Genomic DNA, 22,834 nt, shown 5'->3' with positions numbered 1-22,834 from the left:
GTCGAGAGAAGCAGAAATCGCCATTAGACCAATAACATTTTGCCATTTCCCTTGCCGGGAAAAAGGCACCCCGGCGACACCGGAGTACCTTGAGAAGCTTACTCCAGTGCCAGCAGCGCGAAGCTCGCCAGCCAGTGGCCGCCGCTGTAGTGGCTGCCCACCACGTGCTCAACGCTGGCGGAAAGATGGCGCGCCACGGCGTCGCCCAGCGCTTGCTGCGCCGCATGGTCTTGCGGCAAAGCGCGGGCGATATGTTTCATACACCAGGCGCGGCTGAGGTTCAGGCCGTCAAGATGGGCAATTTTCGGGTCGGTACGGTCGCTCACTTCCGCCGGGTTCATCAGTGCCGACACCGACGCCACGTCCGGCAGGAAGGCATCAAACCACGCCGGGAAGTTCCCCGCGACTTTGCTCATCAGCAGCGCTTCGGTCAACGCGCCGGAAATATACTCGTCACCGCCCGGTTCATAATGCGCCGGGTACTGCGTGTCGGCCACATAGAAGCGGTTAGCGGCGTCGAGAATCGCCCCCTCAAGCGTCTTATCGGACAGCGCGCGGGCGTAGTCCAGCCCCAGCGCCAGCGCGAAAGCGGTGTTGTAGTGCGTGCCCACGCGAATCGGGTAGGTCAGCTTGCTGAGATAATCGATAAGGCGGGTACGGATATCCTGCGTCAGCGGTTCGAGCGTCGCAAACCAACGCGCGGCCTGCGGCAGAGAGGCGTGTTTCAGCTCCTGCGCCAGCGCCAGCAGCCAGCCGTAGCCGTAAGGACGCTCAAACGACGCGCGGAACGGCGCGGTGAAATAGGCCAGCTCCTGCGCCACGTTTTCCTCGGTGAAGTGCTCGTCAAACAGCGCGATGATTTCATCGCGGCACGGCAGATCCGGGTAAAGGCGCACGCAGCGCAGCAGTAGCCAGTAGCCGTGTACCGCCGAGTGCCAGTCGAAGCAGCCATAAAAAATCGGGTGCAGCGTACGGGGCGGCAGCACATCGCCATCATCATTCAGCAGATGCATGATGTGGTTTGGATATTCCTGGCGCAAATAGGTCAAGGGCATACAGGCGAAAGCGTCAGCCTGATGTTGCGTTAATTCCATAACAGCTCCTGAAAAAGTCACCGCGCTTAGCGAAACACGAGGAAGTACATTAAAAAGACGTTCACCACCAGCAGCGGCAGCGCCGTGGGGATCTGAACCTTAATCACCTGATACTTATCTTTCAGCTCAAGCAGCGCAGCGGGCACAATATTGAAGTTGGCGGCCATCGGCGTCATCAGCGTGCCGCAGTAGCCGGCATACATCCCAATCGCCAGCAGCGGCGCCGGGTTGCCGTGGTGAAGATGGATCAGGAACGGCAGCGCAATACCGGCGCTGAGTACCGGGAAGGCGGCAAAGGCGTTGCCCATGATCATGGTAAACAGCGCCATACCGACGCAGTAAATCACCACCAGCATGAAGCGGTTATCCGGGTTCACAAACAGGCTCACCACCTTCTGCACCGATTCGCCGGTATCCGCGACCACAAATACGCCGCCCAGCATGGCGAGCATCTGCGGCAGAATCACCGCCCAGCCAATGGTGTCCACCAGACGGCGAGACTGACGAATGGCATGCAGCGGCGTGCCACGCGTCAACCACCAGCCGGTCAGAATGGCCGCCACACAGGCCACGCACAGCGCCGCCAGCGTCAGTTGCTTCTGGTCAAGCAGATACACGCCGCCAATCGATACGCCTTTCAGGAACAGCGTGCCGATGACCGTCACTACTGGAATCATTAATGCAGGCAGGAATAACCAATTTTTCAGTCGGTTAGACGAGGCAACACGTTCGCTGTCGCTCGACATTTTGTATTCGCCTTTGCCAACCAGCCCACAGCCCGCCAGCAGCGCTATGACAATCACCGCCCCGCCGATAATGCGATAAGCCAGCGATTTCCCCAGTTCCTGGACCATCAGATCGCCAAACAGGAAAATCCCGCCGAACAGGAACCAGAACAGCGCGGTGGTAAAACGTTTCGGGTTGCCGCGATCGCGCAGCGTCATGATAACCAGCAGCATCACGACAAAACCGATCAGGTAATAAACGCGATTGATGGTGATAAGTGTACTCATGGCGTCACCGCCTTCGTACCCTGGGCGTTGCGCCACGCCATCACGTCACGGCGAATGCTGGCGTCCAGACGCAGCAGGCGAATCATGTGGATAATCAGCGCGGAAATGGCCGTCGGAATAGCCCACAGGCCAATATGCAGCGGTTCAATCCCGCTAATCCCGTTCTCTTTGAGGAAGGCGTCAATCAACAGCACCGCGCCGAAGGCGATAAAAATATCTTCGCCGAAAAAGACGGCAATATTGTCGCAGGCGGCGGCGTGCGCTTTGATTTTATCGCGGATGTGCTGCGGCAGTTCGCCGTATTCATTCAACGCCGCCCCTTCCGCCATCGGCGCCAGCAGCGGGCGTACCGTCTGTGCATGACCGCCCAGTGACATCAGGCCCAGCGCGGCCGTCCCCTCACGCGCCACAAAGTAGAGCATCAGAATACGCGCCGAGGTGGCGCTGGCGATTTTAGCCACCCACGCCTGCGCGCGCTCCTTCAGACCGTAGTATTCCAGCAGGCCAATCACCGGCAGAATCAGAATGAAAGTCGCCAGCGAGCGGCTATTCACAAACTTTTCGCCAAAGGTTTCCAGCAGCATGCCGAAATCCATGCCAACCAGCAGTCCTGTCGCCAGACCGGCGACAACGACCACCAGCAGCGGGTTAAAGCGCAGCGCAAAGCCAATCACCACCACCGGAATCCCGATAAGCGGCATCAGTGTCGTACCGTCCATAAACGTTTACCCTATCCAAAGTGTGCGTTGCACGCCGAAGGCTCTTTTTTATCGCGTCACCTCAAGGTGAAGCGTGCGGCATTGCGGCGAACGATGTTGTGTTGTGTCATCAGACCGCGTAAATCTACGTATGCGTCATCGGTCTGTGCTAAAAATCTATATCTGAACGCGGATAACATGTAAACAATTTATCAATAAAACGTTCTTATATTATCTCGTTTCATTTACATTCTTTGCGAATAGTCACAATTGCGTAAGGACAGTTATGACCTCGAAAAAAACAGCTACACCTGCCACAAACGACGATATCAACGAAAGCCGGATCGTCTCCTCACGCCATCTGATCTCCGAGCGCTGCGCGGAATTATCGGAGCTGGAGTACGCCCTGATCATGACCAGTAACGCCTTCAACAAATGGATGGTGCGCTGTATGACCGCGGCGGGCGAGCCGGATATGGGGGCGTTTGATGTGTCGCTTTTGCATCACGTGAACCATCGCAATCGCAAGAAGAAGCTGGCGGATATCTGCTTTGTGCTGAACGTGGAAGACACCCACGTGGTGACCTATGCGCTGAAAAAACTGGTCAAAGCGGGCTACGTCACCAGTGAGAAAGTGGGTAAGGAGCTCTATTTCTACACTACGGAAGAAGGGAAAGCGCTGTGCATGAAATACCGCGACGTGCGGGAAGCGTGTTTGATTTCGATTCAGGTGGAGAGCGGTATTCCGGGACATTCGATTGGCGAGACCGCCCAGTTGCTGCGGACCATCTCGTCGCTGTATGACACCGCCGCACGGGCTGCGGCGTCGCTGTAGCAAGGCGCTCGCCGGAGACGGACGACGAGCGCAGGAAACTCAGTCGGCGCGTACGGCAATCTGCCGGGCGTCGAACGCTTCGCGCAGCCGACGAGCGAATGCCAACGCCTGCGCGCCGTCACCGTGCAGACACACGGTCTGGGCATTCACCTTTGCCCAGACGCCATCACGGCTCATTACCCGGCCATTCAGCACCATTTCCAGCGTACGGGCTACCGCCTCATCCTCATCGTGAATCAGCGCGCCAGGCTCGCTACGCGGTACCAACGAGCCGTCCGCCAGATAGCCGCGATCGGCAAACACCTCTTCCCGAGTGGTCAGCCCATGATGTATGCCTGCGCGAATGAGCTCGCTACCGGCTAACCCCACCAGGATAAGAGACGGTTCAACATTGCGCACCGCTCTGGCGATAGCATCCGCCAGCAGCGGCTCTTTCGCCGCCTGGTTGTACAGCATGCCGTGAGGTTTAACGTGCGTTAGCGCACCGCCTTCGGCGCGGGCGATCGCCGCCAGCGCGCCAATCTGATACAGCGTCTGCGCATAGACCACGTCAGGCGGTAGCTGCATCGCAGTACGGCCAAAGTTTTCCCGGTCGGGGAAGCTCGGGTGTGCGCCGATAGCCACACCGTGTTTCAGCGCCAGCAACACGCTCTGGCGCATGGTCTGCGCGTCCCCGGCATGGAATCCACAGGCTATGTTGGCCGACGTAATCAGCGGCATCAGCGCGCTGTCGTTCTCACAGCCTTCGCCGAGATCGGCGTTTAAATCAATCTTCATCGTTCAATCGCCATTCCAGTTGTTCAAAGTAACGCTGCTGCTGAGCGCGCGCGGCCAGCGCCTCTTCCAGCGTGCAGAGGTCAAAGTGTACCGTTTCACCGAGCCGGATTTGCGCCAGGTTGTACATGTCCGCCTCAATCACGCAGGCAATGCGCGGGTAACCGCCGGTGGTCTGCGCATCGTTCATCAGTACAATCGGTTGGCCGTTGTGCGGCACCTGAACCACGCCGGGGAGCAGACCGTGGGAGAACATCTCACGAGATTCCGTACGCTCCAGCACCTGGCCCTGCATACGGTAGCCCATGCGATTGCTCTGCGGGCTGAGCTTCCATGGCGCGCGCCAGAAGGACTCATGCGCCGCGGCGGAAAACTCATGGTACTCCGGCCCCGGTAAAGCGCGTACGCGGTTGCCCCACAGCAACTGACGCACGCCGCGACGCTGACGGAAGTCACGCGTTGCCGGGCGCAGCGGCAGGCGATCGCCCTCTTGCAGGCTTCGCCCCTCAAAGCCGCCGAATCCGGCCTTTAAATCGGTGCTGTAAGAACCCATCATGCAAGGCACATCGAAACCGCCAGCCACCGCCAGATAGCTGCGCATCCCACGTTTTGGCAGCGCCAGTTTGAGGCGCTGGCCCGCGCGCACCGGCCAACGCCAGCCGGACCACACCGGCTGACCGTCGAGGGTGGCCGCGCAGTCCGCGCCCGCGAGAGCAAACCAGCCGTCGCGATGAAAAACCAAATCACACTGCCCCAGCGTAATTTCCAGTACGGCGCTGTCGGCGGCGTTACCGACCAGCAGATTAGCGATGCGCAATGCTGCAGAATCCATCGCCCCGCAGCGGCTAATCCCCGACTGCCGTAGACCGTGTCGCCCGCCGTCCTGCAAGGTGGTGCTCATCCCTGCGCGAATAATCTCTAACACACGCCCTCCTTAGACGGCACAAAACGAACCCGATCGCCTGGCTGTAGTAGCGTCGCAGGCTCTCGCTGCGGGTCGAACAGGCGTAAATCGGTACGGCCAATGATTTGCCAGCCACCGGGGGTCGGCAGCGGATAGATTCCCGTCTGACTGCCGCCAATTCCCACCGATCCCGCTGGTACGGCAAGGCGCGGTTCCGCCCGTCGCGGCGTCGCCAGTTCGGTTGGCAGGCCGCCAAGATAGGGGAAACCAGGCTGGAAGCCGATAAAGTAGGTGATGTAGTCCGCTGACGCGTGGCGTTCAACCACCTGCTGTTCACTCAGGCCAGTATGCCGCGCCACATCCGCTAAATCAGGGCCGTGCTCACCGCCATAAATCACCGGAATCTCTATCTGCCGTGAGTCCAGAGTCACCGCTTCGCTCTCTTCCCACCAGCGCTGTAAACGCTCGATGGCATCCAGCGCCAACGACGCCGGGTTACGAAGCATCACGGTGATGTTGTTCATCCCCGGAATCACTTCAACCACTTCGGGCACTCCCGCCAGACGTTGCGCCAGACCCCAAATCCGTTGCTGGCTTTCCAGCGTCAGCGGCGGTTCCAGCTCCAGAACCACCGCGCTCTCTCCTAACAGATAACACCGCGCTCGCTGCACGTTTTCACCTTTACTCATGCTGGGTTGCAGAGGCCGATGGATGTTAAAGTCGGCCACCATTTCCATTTACAATTCAGCAATAATGCAAATGTGTCAATGTCTTCAGTTTGGATCTGTACGAGCGAATCCGGTTATCTGAACGACGGGCAGTAAAAAGCCCGCATTATGCGGGCTTGATATATTTGGCAAATTCGCGCTTAGCGTGAACGCTTACTTGCTTTTCTTAATGTGTTTAATCAAACGCTTACGTTTACGCATCTGAGTCGGCGTCAAGGTATTGCGTTTATTCGCATACGGGTTCTCACCTTCCTTGAACTGAATGCGGATAGGGGTGCCCATCACGTCCAGCGATTTGCGGAAGTAGTTCATCAGATAGCGCTTGTAAGAATCCGGCAGGTCTTTTACCTGGTTGCCGTGAATCACCACAATCGGCGGGTTATAACCACCGGCATGGGCGTATTTCAGCTTCACGCGGCGACCGCGCACCAGAGGCGGCTGGTGATCTTCAGCAGCCATGGTCATGATGCGGGTCAGCATCGCTGTCCCCACGCGGCGGGTGGAGCTGTCATAAGCTTCACGAATAGATTCAAACAGGTTACCAACACCGCTGCCGTGCAGCGCAGAGATGAAGTGCACGCGCGCAAAGTCGATAAAGCCCAGACGGTAGTCGAGGGTCTCTTTCACCTGCTCTTTCACTTCCATGCTCAGGCCGTCCCACTTGTTGACGACGATGACCAGTGAGCGCCCACTATTGAGGATAAAGCCGAGCAGAGACAGATCCTGATCGGAAATGCCTTCACGCGCATCAATCACCAGCAGACAGACGTTAGCGTCTTCAATGGCCTGCAATGTTTTGATAACCGAGAATTTTTCTACCGTATCCGTCACTTTACCGCGCTTACGTACCCCGGCGGTGTCGATGAGCACGTATTCACGCTCATCGCGTTCCATCGGGATATAGATGCTGTCACGGGTGGTGCCCGGCATGTCATAGACCACCACGCGGTCTTCGCCGAGGATACGGTTAGTTAGCGTTGACTTACCTACGTTCGGACGGCCAACGATAGCGATTTTGATCGGCAGATCCTGCGGATTGAAGTCGTCTTCCGGCTCTTCTTCGCCTTCGCCATTTTCCGCCTCAAACTGCGCCCAGTACTCTGCGTCTTCGTCCACCTCTTCTGGCGGATTAACGTCATCCACGAATGGCAGCAACACCTGCTCCAGCAACGTGGTTACGCCACGGCCATGAGAGGCAGCGATCGGGTGAATGTCACCGAGGCCCAGCGACCAGAAATCGGCGACGGCCTGATCCGGATCGATACCATCGGTTTTATTCGCCACCAGGAAAGTCGGCTTTTCACGCGCGCGCAGATGGTTAGCAATGGCCTGGTCCGCCGGCATCAGCCCGGCGCGCGCATCAACCATGAACAGTACAACGTCGGCTTCTTCAATCGCCAGCAGCGACTGTTCCGCCATGCGCGTTTCCACGCCTTCTTCCGTGCCGTCGATACCGCCGGTATCGATACAGATAAATTCACGCCCTTCAACTTCAGCACGACCGTACTTACGGTCACGAGTCAGACCCGGGAAATCCGCAACCAGCGCATCACGAGTGCGCGTCAGGCGGTTAAATAGCGTGGATTTTCCAACATTAGGGCGCCCGACAAGCGCGACCACAGGTACCATGTTAAAGCCTCATTTACTCAAAATCTAAAAATAGCAAACGGCCCCTGATTAAACAGGAGCCGCCAATAGAGTTACGACAGCCGAAATTAACGCGTAATCGCGTAAACCGTGCCGTCTTTTGCCTGAATCAGCAGTTTACCGTCGGCGACCACCGGTTCCGTCAGGAAGCCGGAGCTGTCAACTTTCTGCTGCGCTTCAAAGCGCCCGTCTTCCGGGTTAACCCAATGCATGTAGCCTTCGCTATCGCCGACAACCAGGCTGCCGTTATACAGCGCCGGTGCGGTCAGCAGACGGTGCAGCAGATCGCTCTGCGTCCACAGGGTCACGCCGCCGTCGGTGGTCAGTGCCAGAATACGGTCATTCTGATCGACGATGTAGATGCGGTTGCCGTCAACGATGAAATCATTCACCGAACCCAGCTCGCGTTTCCACAGAATCTGGCCGCTGCGCAGATCCAGCGCCGTCAGGTTACCATTGTAGGCTAAGGCGTAAACCACGCCATTCACGATAACCGGCGTGGTATCCACGTCGCTCAAACGGTCGATTTCGGTCGTGCCGGTCGCCTGGGAGATACGCTGCTGCCAAATCAGCTGGCCTTGCTGCATCAGGACCGCGCTCACGCGACCGTTATCGCCGCCAACAATCGCCGCGCCATAGGCCACAGCCGGTGCAGATTCGCCGCGCAGAGAGAGCGCTGGCATATCCAGGTTCACCGTCCACTTCACGACGCCACTGTTTTCATCCAGCGCCTGCAGCTGGCCGTTACTGGTGTGAACCAGCACCAGGCCATCGCTCGCCGTTGGGCGAGAGAGAACTTCACCCGCCGCGGTTGTCTGCCAGACGATAGAACCGTCGCCCGCGTCCAGCGCATAAACCTGCGCTTTTTCGCTGCCGACGTACACGTGGCCGCCGGAAACGGTCAGACCGCCGGAAAGCAGCGCCGGTTTACGAGAGAACCAGCCGTCTTTTTCCGCCAGATTCACGGACCAGACTTCTTTACCGTCATCCGCATTGACCGCTTTCACGGTGCCTTTACGGTCGGCGGCATACACCACGCTATCCGCATAAGCCGGATGCAGGTTAGAGTAGAAATCGCCAATCCCGCTACCGACGGAAACGTCCCAGGCGGTAGACGGAGTAAACTGGTTCTCTACGGTCGGCAGCGGAGACATTTTCACAACGTCTTCTTCGCCGCTGAACAATGAACAACCACTCAACAGAGTGACAGAAAGCAGTCCTGGCAAAAGTAGTTTACGCAATTGCATCGGGTCCCTCTCAGACGGACAAATTATTAATTTTCATGCGCATCATTTCACTGAGCGCCGGAGATGCATCGCTCTTAGCGCCAGCTTCCCACGCTGCACGCGCGCCCTGCTTGTCACCTTTACTGAGCAGGATTTCCCCGCGTAAATCAGCAACAATCGCCGTCCAGCCTTCGCCCTTCACGCCTTCCAGCGTTTTCAGCGCCGCATCAGCCTGCTTCATTTGCAGCTGAACGCGCGCCAGACGCAGGTTGATAACCGACTTCAGGTTGTCATCAGAAGCGGCAGCCAGCCCTTGCTGCAGCTGCTTTTCCGCCTGTGCCAAATCGTTTTTATCGACGAAGACCTGCGCCAGTTCCAGAGAAGCAAACGACCCGTAGGTGTTTTTGGTTTCGGCGGCGAATTTCTCTGCCGAAGCCAGTGCTTCCGGTTTCCCTGAGCTAAGAGAAGAAACGGCATTTTCGTAGGCCATGGAAGATTCCCGGGCCGAGTCTACCTGATGAGAGTTCCAGTAGCGCCAGCCGACCAGCGCACCGATCCCCAAAATTACCCCAACGGCCAGCGCTTTGCCATTTTCGGCAAAGAAGTTTTTAATCGCTTCAACCTGATCGTTTTCGTTATGAATTTCCACGCAGCCCTTCTCCTGATAATGATGTCCTGGAGATTAACCCAGAATAGTGCGCAAATGCGCGGCAACGCCTTCCTGCGTTACGGTTGTCTGCTCGCCAGAGCGCAAATCCTTCACAACAACAGTGGCTTGCTCAACCTCAGACTCACCCAGAACCAGGGCAATACGAGCACCCCATTTATCCGCGCGGGCAAACTGCTTCTTAAAGTTGCCGCCGCCGTGGTTCGTCATCAGCTTCACGTCCGGTAACGCATCACGCACCTGCTCTGCCAGGCGCATTGCGGCTGACTGAGTTCCGGTACCTGAGGCGACCAGGTATATATCGACAACAGGATCGGCTTTAAATTCCGGATTAACTGCCTGAACTAATAAAACAAGTCGTTCCAGGCCCATAGCGAAGCCTACGGCTGGGGTCGCACGACCGCCCAGTTGCTCAACCAGACCGTCGTAACGGCCACCTGCGCAGACGGTACCCTGTGAGCCCAGGCTGTTGGTGACCCACTCAAATACGGTGCGGTTATAGTAATCCAGACCACGTACCAGACGCTGGTTCACGGTATAGGCAATACCGGCGGCATCCAGCTGCGCGCACAGGCCAGCAAAGTGCTCGCGGGACTCTTCATCCAGGTAGTCGCCAAGCTTCGGCGCATCGTTTAACAGCGCCTGCACGTCCGGATTTTTAGAATCCAGCACGCGCAGCGGGTTGCTGTACATACGGCGCTTGCAGTCTTCATCCAGTACTTCAACGTGTTGTTCGAGGAAGGCGACCAATGCATCGCGGTAATTGGCGCGCGCGTCCAATGAACCGATAGAGTTCAGTTCCAGATTAACGTGTTCAGCAATACCCAGCGCACGCCACCAGCGCGCGGTCAGCATGATCAGCTCCGCATCAATATCCGGCCCCTGCAGACCAAACACTTCCGCCCCCAGCTGATGGAACTGGCGGTAACGGCCTTTCTGCGGACGCTCGTGGCGGAACATCGGCCCGATGTACCACAGACGCTGCTCCTGATTGTACAGAAGACCATGTTCGATGCCGGCGCGTACGCAGCCCGCAGTCCCTTCCGGACGCAGCGTCAGGCTATCGCCATTGCGGTCTTCAAAGGTGTACATCTCTTTTTCAACCACGTCGGTCACTTCACCGATTGCGCGCTTGAATAACGGGGTCTGCTCTACAATCGGCAAACGGATTTCGCTGTAACCGTAGCTGCCGAGCACCTGCTTAAGTGTGCCTTCAATGCGCTGCCAGATGGCGGTTTCGCCAGGCAGATAATCGTTCATGCCGCGAATGGCTTGAATGTTTTTTGCCACGTTAATTCTCTTTATATATAAAAATGAACCCTCGGCGCAGAACACGCCCGCGGGGTTCAATCATACACGGGAAGCAAGCGGCTTCCCATCTCGTTATTTTTCAACCTGCTGAACGTCGATACGGCGAGCTTCATCCAGCACCGACGCTTTCGCGCGAATTCTGGCTTCAAGCTGGCTAATCATATCATCGTTGTCCAGGCGGTCTTTACGCACGCCGTCTTCATACAGGCCGCTTTTCTTATTGCCGCCGGTGACACCCAGCGTCGACACCAGCGCTTCGCCAGGGCCATTCACCACGCAGCCGATGATGGAGACGTCCATCGGGGTGATGATATCTTCCAGGCGCTGCTCCAGCGCGTTCACCGTGCCGATCACGTCAAATTCCTGACGGGAACAGGTTGGGCAAGCGATGAAGTTGATCCCACGCGCGCGGATGCGCAGCGACTTCAGGATATCGAAACCAACTTTGATCTCTTCAACCGGATCGGCTGCCAGCGAAACGCGAAGCGTGTCGCCGATGCCTTCGGACAGCAGCAGCCCGAGGCCGATTGCGGACTTGACCGCACCGCTGCGCGCGCCGCCCGCTTCGGTGATCCCAAGATGCAGCGGCTGATCGATCTGTTTAGCCAACAGACGATAAGACTCCACTGCCAGGAACACATCGGAAGCCTTCACGCTGACTTTGAACTGATCGAAGTTCAGACGATCGAGATGATCGACATGGCGCATCGCCGATTCCAGCAGCGCCTGCGGGGTTGGCTCGCCGTATTTTTCCTGAAGATCTTTTTCCAGCGATCCGGCGTTAACGCCGATACGGATCGGGATGTTTTTATCGCGCGCACAGTCAACAACCATGCGGATACGCTCTTCGTTGCCGATGTTGCCCGGGTTAATACGCAGGCAGTCGACGCCGTACTCCGCGACTTTCAGCGCAATACGGTAGTCAAAATGGATATCGGCGACCAGCGGAACGTTCACCTGCTGTTTGATAAGCTTGAACGCTTCTGCGGCGTCCATCGTCGGCACGGAGACGCGGACAATGTCCGCACCCACGCGTTCTAACGCTCTGATTTGATTAACCGTCGCTTCGACATCCGTCGTGCGCGTATTGGTCATTGACTGGACGGCGATAGGTGCCCCATCGCCGATCGGCACGTTCCCAACGTAAATGCGTGTGGATTTTCTACGTTGAATAGGAGCCTGGTTGTGCATGAAAAATCTCCCGCATTACGCGTCTGTTATTGTGCCGGTGATTGTTCAGCACTCACGGTCAGGCGCGCAACCTGGTTAGTTCTGATAAAACGACTCAGATCGACCGGTTTACCCTGGAATTCGATCTGCACTGCGGCCGGTGCGCCAATTTTCAGTTTATAAGGCGTCTGACCGGTCAGATTCAGATTGCCACCTTTACGTTGCAGGCCGCTGAACAGTTTTTTACCAGTGGCGTCGGTCACTTCCAGCCAGCAGTCGGCGGAGAAGTTCATGACCAGCGCGTTAGCGTCAGCCACCGGCGCGGCGGTTTGTGCCGGGTCGGTCGGCAGCGCGCCAGGGGTCGCGGTCTGCGGTGTAGGGGTGGTCTGCGCGGTGGTGGTATCAACGTTAGCCTGAGACGGCGCCACCACGGCATTATTCTGGGCGGTTGCGGCTGGCGCAGCGGTGTCTGCCGGCGTCTGCGCGGAAGTATCCGCCGGTGCAGCGGCGCTGGAATTCGGCGCGGCCGCGGTATCGGTAGTTGCCGGAGACGAGGTCGCATCTGCGCCCGTATTCAGCGGAATATTTTGTGAATCGCTGCCGTTGGCCTTCAGCTCAACGGAGGATTGGTCAGCCATGGTCGAGATTTCTTCCTGCTGCGCTTTGTGGTTCTGCCACCACCAGGCGACGGTTAATCCCACCACCACGAACAGCACCAGCCAGGTAAAGCTCATCAGCCAGCCATCGCGTTTTTTACGACGTTTGCCCAGAGAGAAGCTCTGCATCGGCGCGACTTTCGCTGCGCGAACCGGCGCCTGCTTTTCCATCATCGGCAGCAGCTCTTCCTCAGGAATATGCACGAGGCGAGCGTAAGAGCGGATATAACCACGCAAGAATGTTGAAGCGAGTTCAGCAGGCGCCTTATCTTCTTCAATATCACGAACGGTGGAAACCTTCAGGCACAAGCGTTCTGCGACGGCTTGCTGGCTGAGTCCGAGTTGTTCACGGGCATTACGCAAACGGACACCCGTAGTTTGTGCTTCTTGTTGGTCGTGGTTGGTTTCAGTATTCATTCGCTACAACTGCTGATTCGTGAAATTTAAGGTTCTGATGCGAAGCCGTTCTCGCACCGCGAAACATCCGGTCGTGTTATCGAACAGACAGACAAGCTGCCCGGTATACCCTACTCTAAAACAGCGTCAAAAGCCCTATTCACGCTGTCGATGTAACGCTACATACTGCCTCAATACTTGATGAAACGCACCGTAATTATTAACCAGATCAGTACGTTTCGCCTAATCCTTAAGCACTTAACTTTGCGTGCGCCATTTCTGACGCACGCGGCGCGGGATTACACCGCTTTCACGGCGATAGATTCACCCTGCATACGCTTGCGCATGGTACGTTTGGTACGGTCAATAACATCACCGGCCAGTTGGCCGCAGGCGGCATCGATATCGTCACCGCGGGTCTTACGTACGATGGTGGTAAAGCCATAACCCATCAGTACCTTACAGAAGCGATCGATGCGGCTGTTGGAGCTACGACCATACGGCGCGCCCGGGAACGGGTTCCACGGAATCAGGTTGATTTTGCACGGCGTGTCTTTCAGCAGTTCAGCCAGCTCATGCGCGTGCTCGGTACCGTCGTTGATATGGTCCAGCATGACGTATTCGATGGTCACGCGGCCCTGGTTGGCGTTGGACTTCGAAATGTAGCCGCGAACGGACTCCAGGAAGGTGGCAATATTGTACTTTTTGTTGATCGGTACAATTTCATCACGAATGGTGTCGTTCGGCGCATGCAGAGAGATAGCCAGCGCAACGTCAATCATGTCGCCCAGTTTATCCAGCGCAGGCACTACGCCAGAAGTAGACAGCGTCACGCGACGTTTAGACAGACCAAAACCGAAATCATCGAGCATGATTTCCATGGCCGGGACCACGTTGGTCAGGTTCAGCAGCGGTTCGCCCATCCCCATCATCACCACGTTGGTGATCGGACGTACGCCGGTGGTTTTGACTGCGCCGACGATTTTCGCCGCGCGCCACACCTGGCCGATAATTTCCGATACCCGCAGGTTACGGTTGAAACCCTGCTGAGCCGTAGAGCAGAATTTACACTCTAACGCGCAGCCGACCTGTGAGGAGACGCACAGGGTCGCACGATCGTCTTCCGGGATATAAACGGTTTCAACGCGCTGATCGCCGACGGCAATCGCCCATTTGATGGTGCCGTCCGAAGAACGCTGCTCTTCAACCACTTCCGGCGCGCGAATTTCAGCGACTTCTTTAAGCTTACCGCGCAGGACTTTGTTGATGTCGGTCATTTCATCAAAGTCGTCGCAGCAGTAGTGGTACATCCACTTCATCACCTGGTCGGCGCGGAAGGGTTTTTCGCCTAAGTCTTTAAAAAACTCGCGCATCTGCTGACGGTTGAGATCCAGCAGGTTAATTTTTCCATCTTTGTTGGGAACCGCCGGGATGGCGCTCTCAGGCGTGACAATTTGTTCAGACATTTTCTATTCCGGCCTCGTTGTTACACGTTATGGCCCCTGGAGGGTTGATAAAAAGAAGCGCCCCTGGACAGCGGTCTGCTCGTCCGGGGGCGCTGCATTGTACAAATTCTGGCGCATGGATGCCACGTCTGCACGCGGCATTCACGAAATAAAGTGTAAACGACCCCTTAACGGGTACGTGGGCACACTTCGCCTTCGCCAAAGAAGAAGGCGATTTCACGCGCGGCGGATTCAACGGAGTCGGAACCGTGGGTACCGTTCTCAGTGAAGCTGTCCGCGTAGTCAGCGCGCAGCGTACCCGCCAGCGCGTTGGCCGGGTTAGTTGCGCCCAGCAGGTCGCGGTGACGCTGAACGGCGTTTTCGCCTTCCAGCACGGAAACCACGATCGGGCCGGAAGTCATAAATTCAACCAGGCCATCGAAGAACGGACGACCGTCGTGCTCAGCGTAGAAGCCGCGAGCCTGTTCAACGGTCAGGTGCAGCATTTTGGTGCCAACAATCTTAAACCCTGCTGCTTCAAAGCGAGAGAAGATGCTGCCAATAACGTTTTTTGCCACCGCGTTTGGTTTGATGATGGAAAAAGTACGTTCAATAGCCATGATTACCTCTAATAAAATTTATTCTGTTGTCGTGCATACGCATTGTATGATCTGGCGCGGATTATAATGAGCCTCCGCGCCGTTGCCTATGGATGAAGGTAACATTTTTTTAAAATAAAATACTTTTAAGCAACAGATCTGCTACCGAGCCCATCATCGGCATGGTGCGCCCGTTGTGCCCGATGGCGCTACGCTTATCGTGCCTACCCGATTACGCTGGCCGACAATATCCATCACTGTAGCGTAAAGTTAGCCACCGACATTTGCCCCGCATCATCCATCACCACCAGCTGATAGGCTCCGGTTTTCTCCAGCGTTAACACCAGATGGTCGTCCGCATCCGCCTGCGGGTCGCCGTTAAGGAACCACCAGCGCCGACCTTCTCCGCCATGGGCCTGTAGTACCACCTGCGCGTTACGCGCGCCCGGCAGGCGGCGAATGACCGCGTCATCCCGCACGCCGGTGAGCATCAGCGGTGCGACATTTTGCAACTGTCTCGGCGGGCAGGTTGCTGAAACTGGCGGCAGTCGCGCCGCGCGGCGCTCCCCGGCGGGGAGCCACGGTTCCAGCGGGAGCGGCCAAACGTTAAGGGTGACCTCGCGAGCATCCGGGCAGTCCGCCGCCACCCGCTTGCCTGCGGCGTCCAGCCACAGCGGGAAACGGATACCCTGCATCCCCTCCTGTTCCGGCAACAGCAGCGTGGGCGGCAGGCTATTATCCAGCACCCAGGTCGATAACCGACGACGACAGTTACCGTCGCCCGCTGGCAGCGGCTGACCACCCGGCCAACAGATTTCCGCCGCGCTCACTGAGGCCGGCCTCGGATCGCGTCCTTCCTGCTGACGCACGCCGCGCGAAGCCAGGAGATTGTTCACCTGATGGAGCAGCGGGATGGCGCTGGCAAAACCAAATTGTCCGGCTACCGGTGTGCCATCTGGTCTGCCGGTCCAGATCCCGATGCTGTAACGCGCGTTGACGCCAATCGCCCAGGCATCGCGATAGCCGTAGCTGGTGCCGGTTTTCCACGCCAGCGACGGCACCTGCGGTAGCGAAGCATCCGGCACAGGCTGCGCTTCCCCCGCCAGAATACGTCGAGTAATCCACGCCGCGCCTGGCGACAGCAGCGGGCGTTCAACCAGCGGATCGCTTGCCAGCATCCGCAATTTACCCACTTTCCCGTGACGGGCGAAGGCGCTATAGGCGGCGGTAATATCGGCCAGACGGGCGCCCGCACCGCCGAGAATCAATGACAAATTCGGCTCCGCCCCTGCCGGTAAGATCAGCGGCAACCCCGCATTACGCAAACGCGCGGCAAACTGTTTCGGCCCATAGGCATCCAGCACCTGTACTGCGGGCAGGTTAAGGGATCGCACCAGCGCGTCGCTCATACTCACCGGGCCGTGGAAACCGCTATCGAAGTTACCAGGGCGATAATCGCCGATCCGCCGCGGCACATCCTGTAGCAGGGACGCCGGATGAATCAACGCGCTGTCCAATGCCATGGCATATAAGAATGGCTTCAACACCGAGCCGGGCGAGCGAATTGCGGTGACCATATCCACGTGGCCAAAACGGCTGTCATCGGCAATATCCGCTGAACCGACCCAGCCACGCACCTTCATGTCGCGATTATCCACCACGATCATCGCCAGCGAGCTGCGTGGCGGCAGCCGCGATTTCCAGTTCAGCGCTAAATCTTCCAGCTGCCGCTGTAGCCCGGCATCCAGCGTAGTGACAATTTTCTCCTCCCGGCTGCGGGCCAGCATCGCGCGGGCAAACAGCGGCGCCAGCTGTGGCATCTGACGCGGGAACAACCAGACCGGCTCTTCTTTCGCCTCGTTAACCACATTGGCAGGCCAGACGCCCTGCGTCAGCAGACGAGCAAGCACTTTATTGCGTGCCGCCTGCGCCCGCTCGGGCCAGCGATCCGGACGCAGCCGACTCGGCGCCTGCGGTAAAACTGCCAGCAGCGCGGCATCAGCGTAGCTCAGTTCGGCGGGCGGTTTGCCGAGATAGGCCCAGCTTGCCGCGCCGATCCCCTGTAACGTGCCGCCGAACGGCGCCCGGTTGAGATATAGCGTAAGAATGTCGCGCTTAGAGAGGTGCCACTCCAGCTGGAAAGCGCGCCAGAGCTGGCGAAACTTACCGCCGAAAGTGCGCGGATGCGGGTCCAGCAGCCGCGCCACCTGCATGGTGAGCGTGCTGCCGCCAGAGACCACGCGCCCGGCAGTGAGATCCTGCCAGGCGGCGCGGGCAATTGAAAACGGATTGACGCCGGGATGATCCCAGAACCAACGGTCTTCATACTGAATGAGAGCGTCGAGGTAACGCGGCGAGACCTCTTCAATCGTGACCGGGTAGCGCCAGATCCCCTCGGCGTCGGCAAAGCGCCACAGCGGGCTGCCATCTTCGGCGACCACGACCCGCGCGGGGGACACTTCATGCAGCGGCAGCGGCCACTGCTTATCCGTCAGCACAATCGCGCCGCAAAACAGTACCACCGCCCCGGCCAGCCAGCGCCAGACGGGGCGTTTCCAGCAGACGATCCGCATCTTACGGTACGACGATCAGCATATCGTCCGCCGCGCCAACTGCACGCCAGGCTGGCACATACATCGATTCCACCTGCGTTGGCGGCACCTGATAGGTCCCCGGCATCACCGCCCGTGCCAGATAGACCACCGTCACCGGCTGATTGGCATTCACTGCCACCGCGGCCACAAAGCGATCATCACGGAATTCCATATGTTGAATATCCGCCTGCTGCATCTGGTTCAGCCACTCCTGCACTTCGCTGCCGTTATCCTGCAGGTTCGCGCTACTGTTGGCCAGATTCTGGTTTTCCAGTTCCAGCCCGGCAGGCAGCATATCCACCACCAGCGCGTCCGGCACATTTTGGCTGGCGTTGATATCCAGTTTTACCAGCACCAGTTCACCGCTGCGCAGCGAAGAGAGCGATTTACGCTGCCCATCAGTGCCATAGAACTGGCGTTCAATATGCAGCACGTTGCTGCTGGCCGCCGGAGCGTGTTCCGGGTAGCCGGTGCTATCGAGGCGCAGCCACAGCGGCTGCTGGCCGCTGTTGGTCACTTTCAGCGCCGAAAGCTGTTCAGCATCGATGTTACGCGTCAACGCCTTATCGCCCTGCAACGGTTGGCTGTCCAGCGTCGTTTGCGCCTGCCAGTTACCCGGCAGGTCCAGCACGCTTCTCGCCGCGAGAAACAGCGCATTATTCTCCTGTGTTGACAGCCAACGTTCGCTAAATGCCTGTTCGGAGAGGGTTTGCAGCAGCGCATTCTGCGCGTCCGGCAGCAGCTTGTTCTCTTCCAACAGGGCCAGCATCAGCGCGTTATCTCGCAGGTCGCTACCGTAGTCTGCCAACCAGCGGGTCTGGTCCGAGCGTTTGGTGGTCAGCGCCAGCTGTAATGCCTGTTCGCTGCGCGGCGCGTCGCCCATCGCCTTCAGCGCGATACCTAACTGCATCAGCGGCAGACCGGAGCGCGCCTGCTCGCGGCGTTCCCATAGCTCGCGTAACGCGCCCAGCGGCGCTTTTTGCTGTCGGGCCAGCACCAGTCCGGCATAGGACTGAATGGCGAAGCGGCTGGCGGCATTGTCATCGGTGTAGCGAACGCTCATCAGCCCCGGCTCCTGAAGATAGCGCAGCAGCCGGTTGTTGCCGTTGTTAATCGCCTGCGCCGGAACGCTATAGCCTTGCTCCGCCGCGCGCACCAGGAAGTCCATAGCATAGGCGGTCAGCCAGTACTCCTCCGGCCCTTCTTTATCCCACAGCCCAAAGCCGCCGCTCTCTTTTTGCATTTGCAGCAACCGCGAGATACCGATGTCCACCGCCGCTCGGCGTTTGTCATCGCTGTCACCCGCAATGCCCAACGTTTTCAACTGCGCGGCGTTGGTATAAAGCTGCGGGAACAGGCCGCTGGCGGTTTGTTCCAGACAGCCGTACGGATAGGCTTTCAGCTCACGAATATAGCGCGCCAGGTTCAGCGGGGGTTTCCCGCTGAGCAGGAGCTGGCCCTGCTGTGTCACCGGCGAGAAGAGCGCGTTCTGGTTAGCCGGCACACTCCAGCTTTCACCGGGTTGCAGCACCGCGCCGTTGTTCACCGTTTGCGCCGGGAAGGCCGGACGCACGCCAATTTTCCACTGCTTATGCAGGTCGGCCAGCGTTTCCCCCGGCAGATTCATCCCCGAGACGGTGACGTTCACCTCACCATCGCCGAAGCCATCACTGGCGCTGACGGGCACAAATAGCGTGGTGCGCACGCCCGGCTCCAGCGTCACCGGCGACGGTTGACCGCTTTTCAGCGTCAACAGGCCCGTAGCCGCAATCTTCACGTTCAGCGTTTGAGGTTTATCGGTAAGGTTAGTGACGTCCAGCGTCAGTCGCGCGCTATCGCCACCGGCCAAAAAGCGCGGAGTGTTCAGCTCGGCCACCACCGGCGCGGCCACCACCACTTTTTGTTCTGCGCTGCCGAAATCTTCGCTCGTCCACGCCTGCGCCATCACCCGCAGCTCGCCGTTAAAATCGCCGATTGGCAGAGTGATGGTACCTTCACCGTTGTCATCAAGGGTTACCGGCTGTGCCTGCTGGGCGATAATCGTGACGTGATTCACCGGCGGTTTGCCGCCGCGATTCAATTCATCGCCGTCGCCACCGAAGCGCAGGCTGGCAAGCCGCCCCTGACCTTCAATGACCTGACCGTAGATATCATAGATGTCCGCGCCGTAACGTTTCTGGCCGAAGAACGCCTGCCACGGATCCGGCGTGGCGTAATCGGTGATATTCAGCACCCCGCTGTCAACCGCTGACAGCAGCACATTGACCTGTTTCGGCGCCGCGCCTTCCTTGCGATTCACTTTCACTTTGACGCTCAGCGGCTGGTTTGGCCGCATTTTTTGCGGGCTTTCCAGCGCCACGTTTAGCCGACGCTGTTCATCACCCAGCGGCAGATGCAACACGCCAACCGCACGTTTCGGCGTCGCGGAACGTGATTTATCCCCCGGACGAACCACCAGCGTGCTCAGATAGAGGTCGTGACGATTCCAGCTTTTATCGACCGGAATAGACAGATCCACCCCCTGAGCCGGGACGTCAATTTCTTGCCACCACAGCGGGCCATCGCTGGACTCTACCATCGCATAGCCCTTACCGGCCGCCGGAGCAGCTACGTGCAGCTTGATGGTATCCCCCGGCTGATAGCTCGGTTTATCAAGTTTTAAGGTCACGCGATCCGGTCGCGCCGCGCCGCTACCGTCGCTGTTATCCTGCCAGCTATAGCCTGCCCAGAAGCGCACGCTGCTGACCGCGTCATTTGGCGCTTTCACTTCCAGACGGTAAGCGCCCCACTCCACCGGGAAGCTGACTTTGCCGGTCTCATCGGCTTTGAGATCCAGCGTCTCTTCGCCTTCCACCAGATCTTTTTGATCGAAGCGAGACTGCCAGCCATCGCTTTCCGACCAGTTCCAGTAGTAGTCGCGGCGTTCGCGGATCAGCCGCACCTGCAGGCCGGAAACGGCTTTTTTGTCACCGGCAGCGTTGCTGTAAACAATGTCAAACGCGGCCTGGCTATTTTCTTCGACGATCGGCTGATTCACCGTGGTGTCGGTGCGGTAGTCATAGACCGCCTTGCTGGCGAACTGCGGGCGGATCCCCGGCAGTTCGGCGGCGGGCCAAATAGCCTGGCTCACCCGACGGGTTACCGGGCGACCGCCAGACTCCAGCAGGCTGGCCTGGAGAATCACCTGCAGCGGCGAGTGCGTTTCCTGCCACTGGCTGGCGGTGGTCACTTCTCCCCGCCCTTTGTCATCCAGCGTCAGATTCATTTCATCCAGGCTACGGGAAGTATTGTCTTGCGCAATATCGCCAAACTGGAAGCCCGGCAGCGCCGCGACCGCATCGCGCAGCGGGCGCAGGAACAATTTCCCCTGCAGACTGTTCCCGCTGGCGGGCGCGCCGTACAGATAGTAGCCGGAAACGGCGAATTTGACGTCGTCAGCGGGGGCCAGCGGCGTCGTCTGCGGCGTCAGGCTCAGCGCCATGCGCTCGGGCATAAAGTCTTCGACGTGGAAATCCCACTCGCGCAGCTGGTTGTCGCCGGTGTTGGCGCGGATATGCCACATGCCGGTCGCCGCGCCGCTATCCAGCGGGTAGGTCAATTGATACAGACCGTTCTGCGGCTGGCTCACCACGCAGCGAACCACCTGGCCGTCCGGTTTCACCACTTCCAGTTTCACCGGCTGGTCGGGCAGCGGCTTGCCGTCGCTGTCGCGCAGCAGGCCGTTGAGGATCACCGTTTCGCCGGGACGATAGAGATCGCGCGGGCCAAACATAAAGAACTGCTTGCGATAACCAGGATCGCCGGCAACATCGAACTCAGCCAAATCCAGCGCGGGCAGTTTCAGATCCAGCAACGTCGTCTGCCCGTCTTTACGCGCCAGCAGCAATGCCGCGTCTTTGTCGGTTTGCAGCGTGGCGTGACCTTTAGCGTCGCTGGTCGCCTGCGCCAGCGTCTGACCTTTGTCGTTTAACAGCGTCAATTCAACTGCCGATTGAGCAGCGCCGTTTTCCAGGCTTTGGGTAAACACATCAAGTTGGCCGTGATAACGGTGCAGCGATACGCCGACGTCGCTCAGGGTAAACAACGTCGCGGCGTTACTGTAGCTGTATTGTCCCGCCGGGTTCATCACCGCGATGTAGACGCCAGACTGCTGTAGCGGCGCGATATCTTTCAGCGGCAGCAGCAGTTTTTCCCGGGTGTTGCGCGCCGGATTAAGGTCAAATCGCCCGGTGTAGACCAGATCGGCCATCTTCAACAGCTCATCCGACTCCCAGTTGCTCAGCGAACTGCGGTATTCCCACTGGCTGACGAACGCGGCCAGCGATTCCGGCTTCACGCGGAAGAAGTTCACGTCAACGTGCGGCACGTTGAGCACCATCACCGGTAGCCCTTCCACCACCTTGCCCGGCAGCAGCGATCCGCGGCTGGCAAAGCCGACGCTCGGCGCAATATCGCGGGTGGTCAGCGTTTTTTCGACGCTGGTGCCAAAAGTCGACTTATTCAGCGCCGCCAGCTCAGGATCGACGGTCACAATCAGGTCGCGTTTCGGTTCCAGATGGCGCAGCTGCAGCTCTTTGAGATTCGGCGCCAGCTCCCATGCGCCGTCAACCTTACCGTTCTTTTTGTCTACCAGGTGGACCGTTTTGCTGAAATCCTGATCGGGGTTAAGCGGTATGGAGAAAGTGAGCACCAGCGTTGCCGCGCCGTCGAGCTGCACTTCGGAGGCATCGAGCAGGGTAAGCGTTTTGCCCTGGCTCTGCCGGGCGAATTTTTCAAGCTGGGCGGCATCGGGTTTTACCGGTGCGGCAGCGGCTGGCGTCGAAGGGGCGGCGGGTTTGTCGTCGTTTTTATTGTCGCAACCGGCCAACGTGAACGTCATTGCCAGCGCGAGTGCCAGCGTAGCCAAACGAAAGGGTTTCATCCTGTAACCTCTGACTGGTGAAGTCTGTTTGAGTCATCAACACAGTATTATGCCCCAGGGAGGCGTTTGCCAGTAGCTAAGGATCACATTGCTGGCCATCTCTCTGGGATGTTACTGCGATCACAACTCATAACGTAACATGTAACGTTATGCGTA

Annotated in this window: 17 protein-coding genes; 1 reads left to right on the top strand and 16 read right to left on the bottom strand. The window is 58.3% G+C overall.

Annotated features, from left to right (window positions below; genetic code table 11):
* Window positions 1–98: 98 nt before the first annotated feature.
* Genes GY169_RS06145 through GY169_RS06135 form a run of 3 tightly spaced genes read right to left on the bottom strand, consistent with a single transcriptional unit; the run spans window position 99 to window position 2,826 of the window.
* Window positions 99–1,094 carry a DUF2891 domain-containing protein gene (locus tag GY169_RS06145; RefSeq protein WP_167575246.1) on the bottom strand — a complete coding sequence of 332 codons (996 nt, stop codon included), beginning with the start codon at window positions 1,092–1,094 and terminating at the stop codon, window positions 99–101.
* A gap of 26 nt (window positions 1,095–1,120) precedes the next feature.
* Complete coding sequence (locus GY169_RS06140) at window positions 1,121–2,107, bottom strand: DUF979 domain-containing protein (RefSeq protein WP_163446552.1); 987 nt, start codon at window positions 2,105–2,107, stop codon at window positions 1,121–1,123.
* A complete protein-coding gene (locus GY169_RS06135; RefSeq protein ID WP_163446551.1) occupies window positions 2,104–2,826 on the bottom strand; it encodes a DUF969 domain-containing protein in 723 nt (240 codons plus the stop codon). The genes GY169_RS06140 and GY169_RS06135 overlap by 4 nt, the downstream gene beginning before the upstream one ends.
* 265 nt (window positions 2,827–3,091) lie before the next feature.
* On the opposite strand from GY169_RS06135, the gene GY169_RS06130 reads away from it, so the two are divergent.
* Window positions 3,092–3,640, top strand: coding sequence for a winged helix DNA-binding protein (locus GY169_RS06130; protein WP_163446550.1), 549 nt, complete (start codon window positions 3,092–3,094; stop codon window positions 3,638–3,640).
* 39 nt (window positions 3,641–3,679) lie between these two features.
* Here the strand turns inward: GY169_RS06130 and pxpA are convergent, their stop codons facing one another.
* The 13 genes from pxpA to GY169_RS06065 form a co-directional block, all read right to left on the bottom strand.
* On the bottom strand, window positions 3,680–4,417 hold the full coding sequence (gene pxpA / locus GY169_RS06125) for a 5-oxoprolinase subunit PxpA (protein ID WP_167575245.1): 738 nt from the start codon (window positions 4,415–4,417) through the stop codon (window positions 3,680–3,682).
* On the bottom strand, window positions 4,407–5,339 hold the full coding sequence (pxpC, locus tag GY169_RS06120) for a 5-oxoprolinase subunit PxpC (RefSeq protein WP_167575244.1): 933 nt from the start codon (window positions 5,337–5,339) through the stop codon (window positions 4,407–4,409). Before pxpC ends, pxpA begins: the two co-directional genes overlap by 11 nt.
* Complete coding sequence (gene pxpB, locus GY169_RS06115; RefSeq protein WP_064543672.1) at window positions 5,333–5,989, bottom strand: 5-oxoprolinase subunit PxpB; 657 nt, start codon at window positions 5,987–5,989, stop codon at window positions 5,333–5,335. Before pxpB ends, pxpC begins: the two co-directional genes overlap by 7 nt.
* A gap of 210 nt (window positions 5,990–6,199) precedes the next feature.
* On the bottom strand, window positions 6,200–7,675 hold the full coding sequence (gene der, locus GY169_RS06110; RefSeq protein WP_163448270.1) for a ribosome biogenesis GTPase Der: 1,476 nt from the start codon (window positions 7,673–7,675) through the stop codon (window positions 6,200–6,202).
* Window positions 7,676–7,761: 86 nt separating this feature from the next.
* A complete protein-coding gene (gene bamB, locus GY169_RS06105; RefSeq protein WP_163448271.1) occupies window positions 7,762–8,940 on the bottom strand; it encodes an outer membrane protein assembly factor BamB in 1,179 nt (392 codons plus the stop codon).
* Between the two features lie 10 nt (window positions 8,941–8,950).
* The gene (locus GY169_RS06100) at window positions 8,951–9,568 is read right to left on the bottom strand and encodes a YfgM family protein (protein ID WP_064543551.1); all 618 of its coding nucleotides are present in this window, start codon (window positions 9,566–9,568) and stop codon (window positions 8,951–8,953) included.
* A 33-nt stretch (window positions 9,569–9,601) separates the two neighbouring features.
* A complete protein-coding gene (gene hisS / locus GY169_RS06095; protein WP_167575243.1) occupies window positions 9,602–10,876 on the bottom strand; it encodes a histidine--tRNA ligase in 1,275 nt (424 codons plus the stop codon).
* A gap of 93 nt (window positions 10,877–10,969) precedes the next feature.
* Window positions 10,970–12,088 carry a flavodoxin-dependent (E)-4-hydroxy-3-methylbut-2-enyl-diphosphate synthase gene (ispG, locus tag GY169_RS06090; protein WP_065355919.1) on the bottom strand — a complete coding sequence of 373 codons (1,119 nt, stop codon included), beginning with the start codon at window positions 12,086–12,088 and terminating at the stop codon, window positions 10,970–10,972.
* 26 nt (window positions 12,089–12,114) lie between these two features.
* Window positions 12,115–13,140 (bottom strand): cytoskeleton protein RodZ, encoded by a 1,026-nt coding sequence (rodZ, locus tag GY169_RS06085; protein WP_163448273.1) that lies wholly within the window; start codon window positions 13,138–13,140, stop codon window positions 12,115–12,117.
* A 278-nt stretch (window positions 13,141–13,418) separates the two neighbouring features.
* Window positions 13,419–14,585: a bifunctional tRNA (adenosine(37)-C2)-methyltransferase TrmG/ribosomal RNA large subunit methyltransferase RlmN gene (locus GY169_RS06080; protein WP_065355920.1), complete on the bottom strand. Its 1,167-nt coding sequence runs from the start codon at window positions 14,583–14,585 to the stop codon at window positions 13,419–13,421.
* Between the two features lie 167 nt (window positions 14,586–14,752).
* A complete protein-coding gene (gene ndk, locus GY169_RS06075; protein WP_064543541.1) occupies window positions 14,753–15,184 on the bottom strand; it encodes a nucleoside-diphosphate kinase in 432 nt (143 codons plus the stop codon).
* A gap of 233 nt (window positions 15,185–15,417) precedes the next feature.
* The gene (gene pbpC / locus GY169_RS06070; RefSeq protein WP_167575242.1) at window positions 15,418–17,736 is read right to left on the bottom strand and encodes a peptidoglycan glycosyltransferase PbpC; all 2,319 of its coding nucleotides are present in this window, start codon (window positions 17,734–17,736) and stop codon (window positions 15,418–15,420) included.
* A 1-nt stretch (window position 17,737) separates the two neighbouring features.
* Entirely contained in the window at window positions 17,738–22,678 is a 4,941-nt protein-coding gene (locus tag GY169_RS06065) for an alpha-2-macroglobulin family protein (RefSeq protein WP_167575241.1), read from the bottom strand.
* Between the last annotated feature and the right edge of the window lie 156 nt (window positions 22,679–22,834).

This window comes from Kluyvera genomosp. 3 (assembly GCF_011765685.1).
In the GTDB taxonomy this organism is placed as follows: Bacteria; Pseudomonadota; Gammaproteobacteria; order Enterobacterales; family Enterobacteriaceae; genus Kluyvera; species Kluyvera georgiana_A.
The sequence above is the reverse complement of the archived record's forward strand: the minus strand, read 5'-3'. Positions and strand labels throughout refer to the sequence as shown.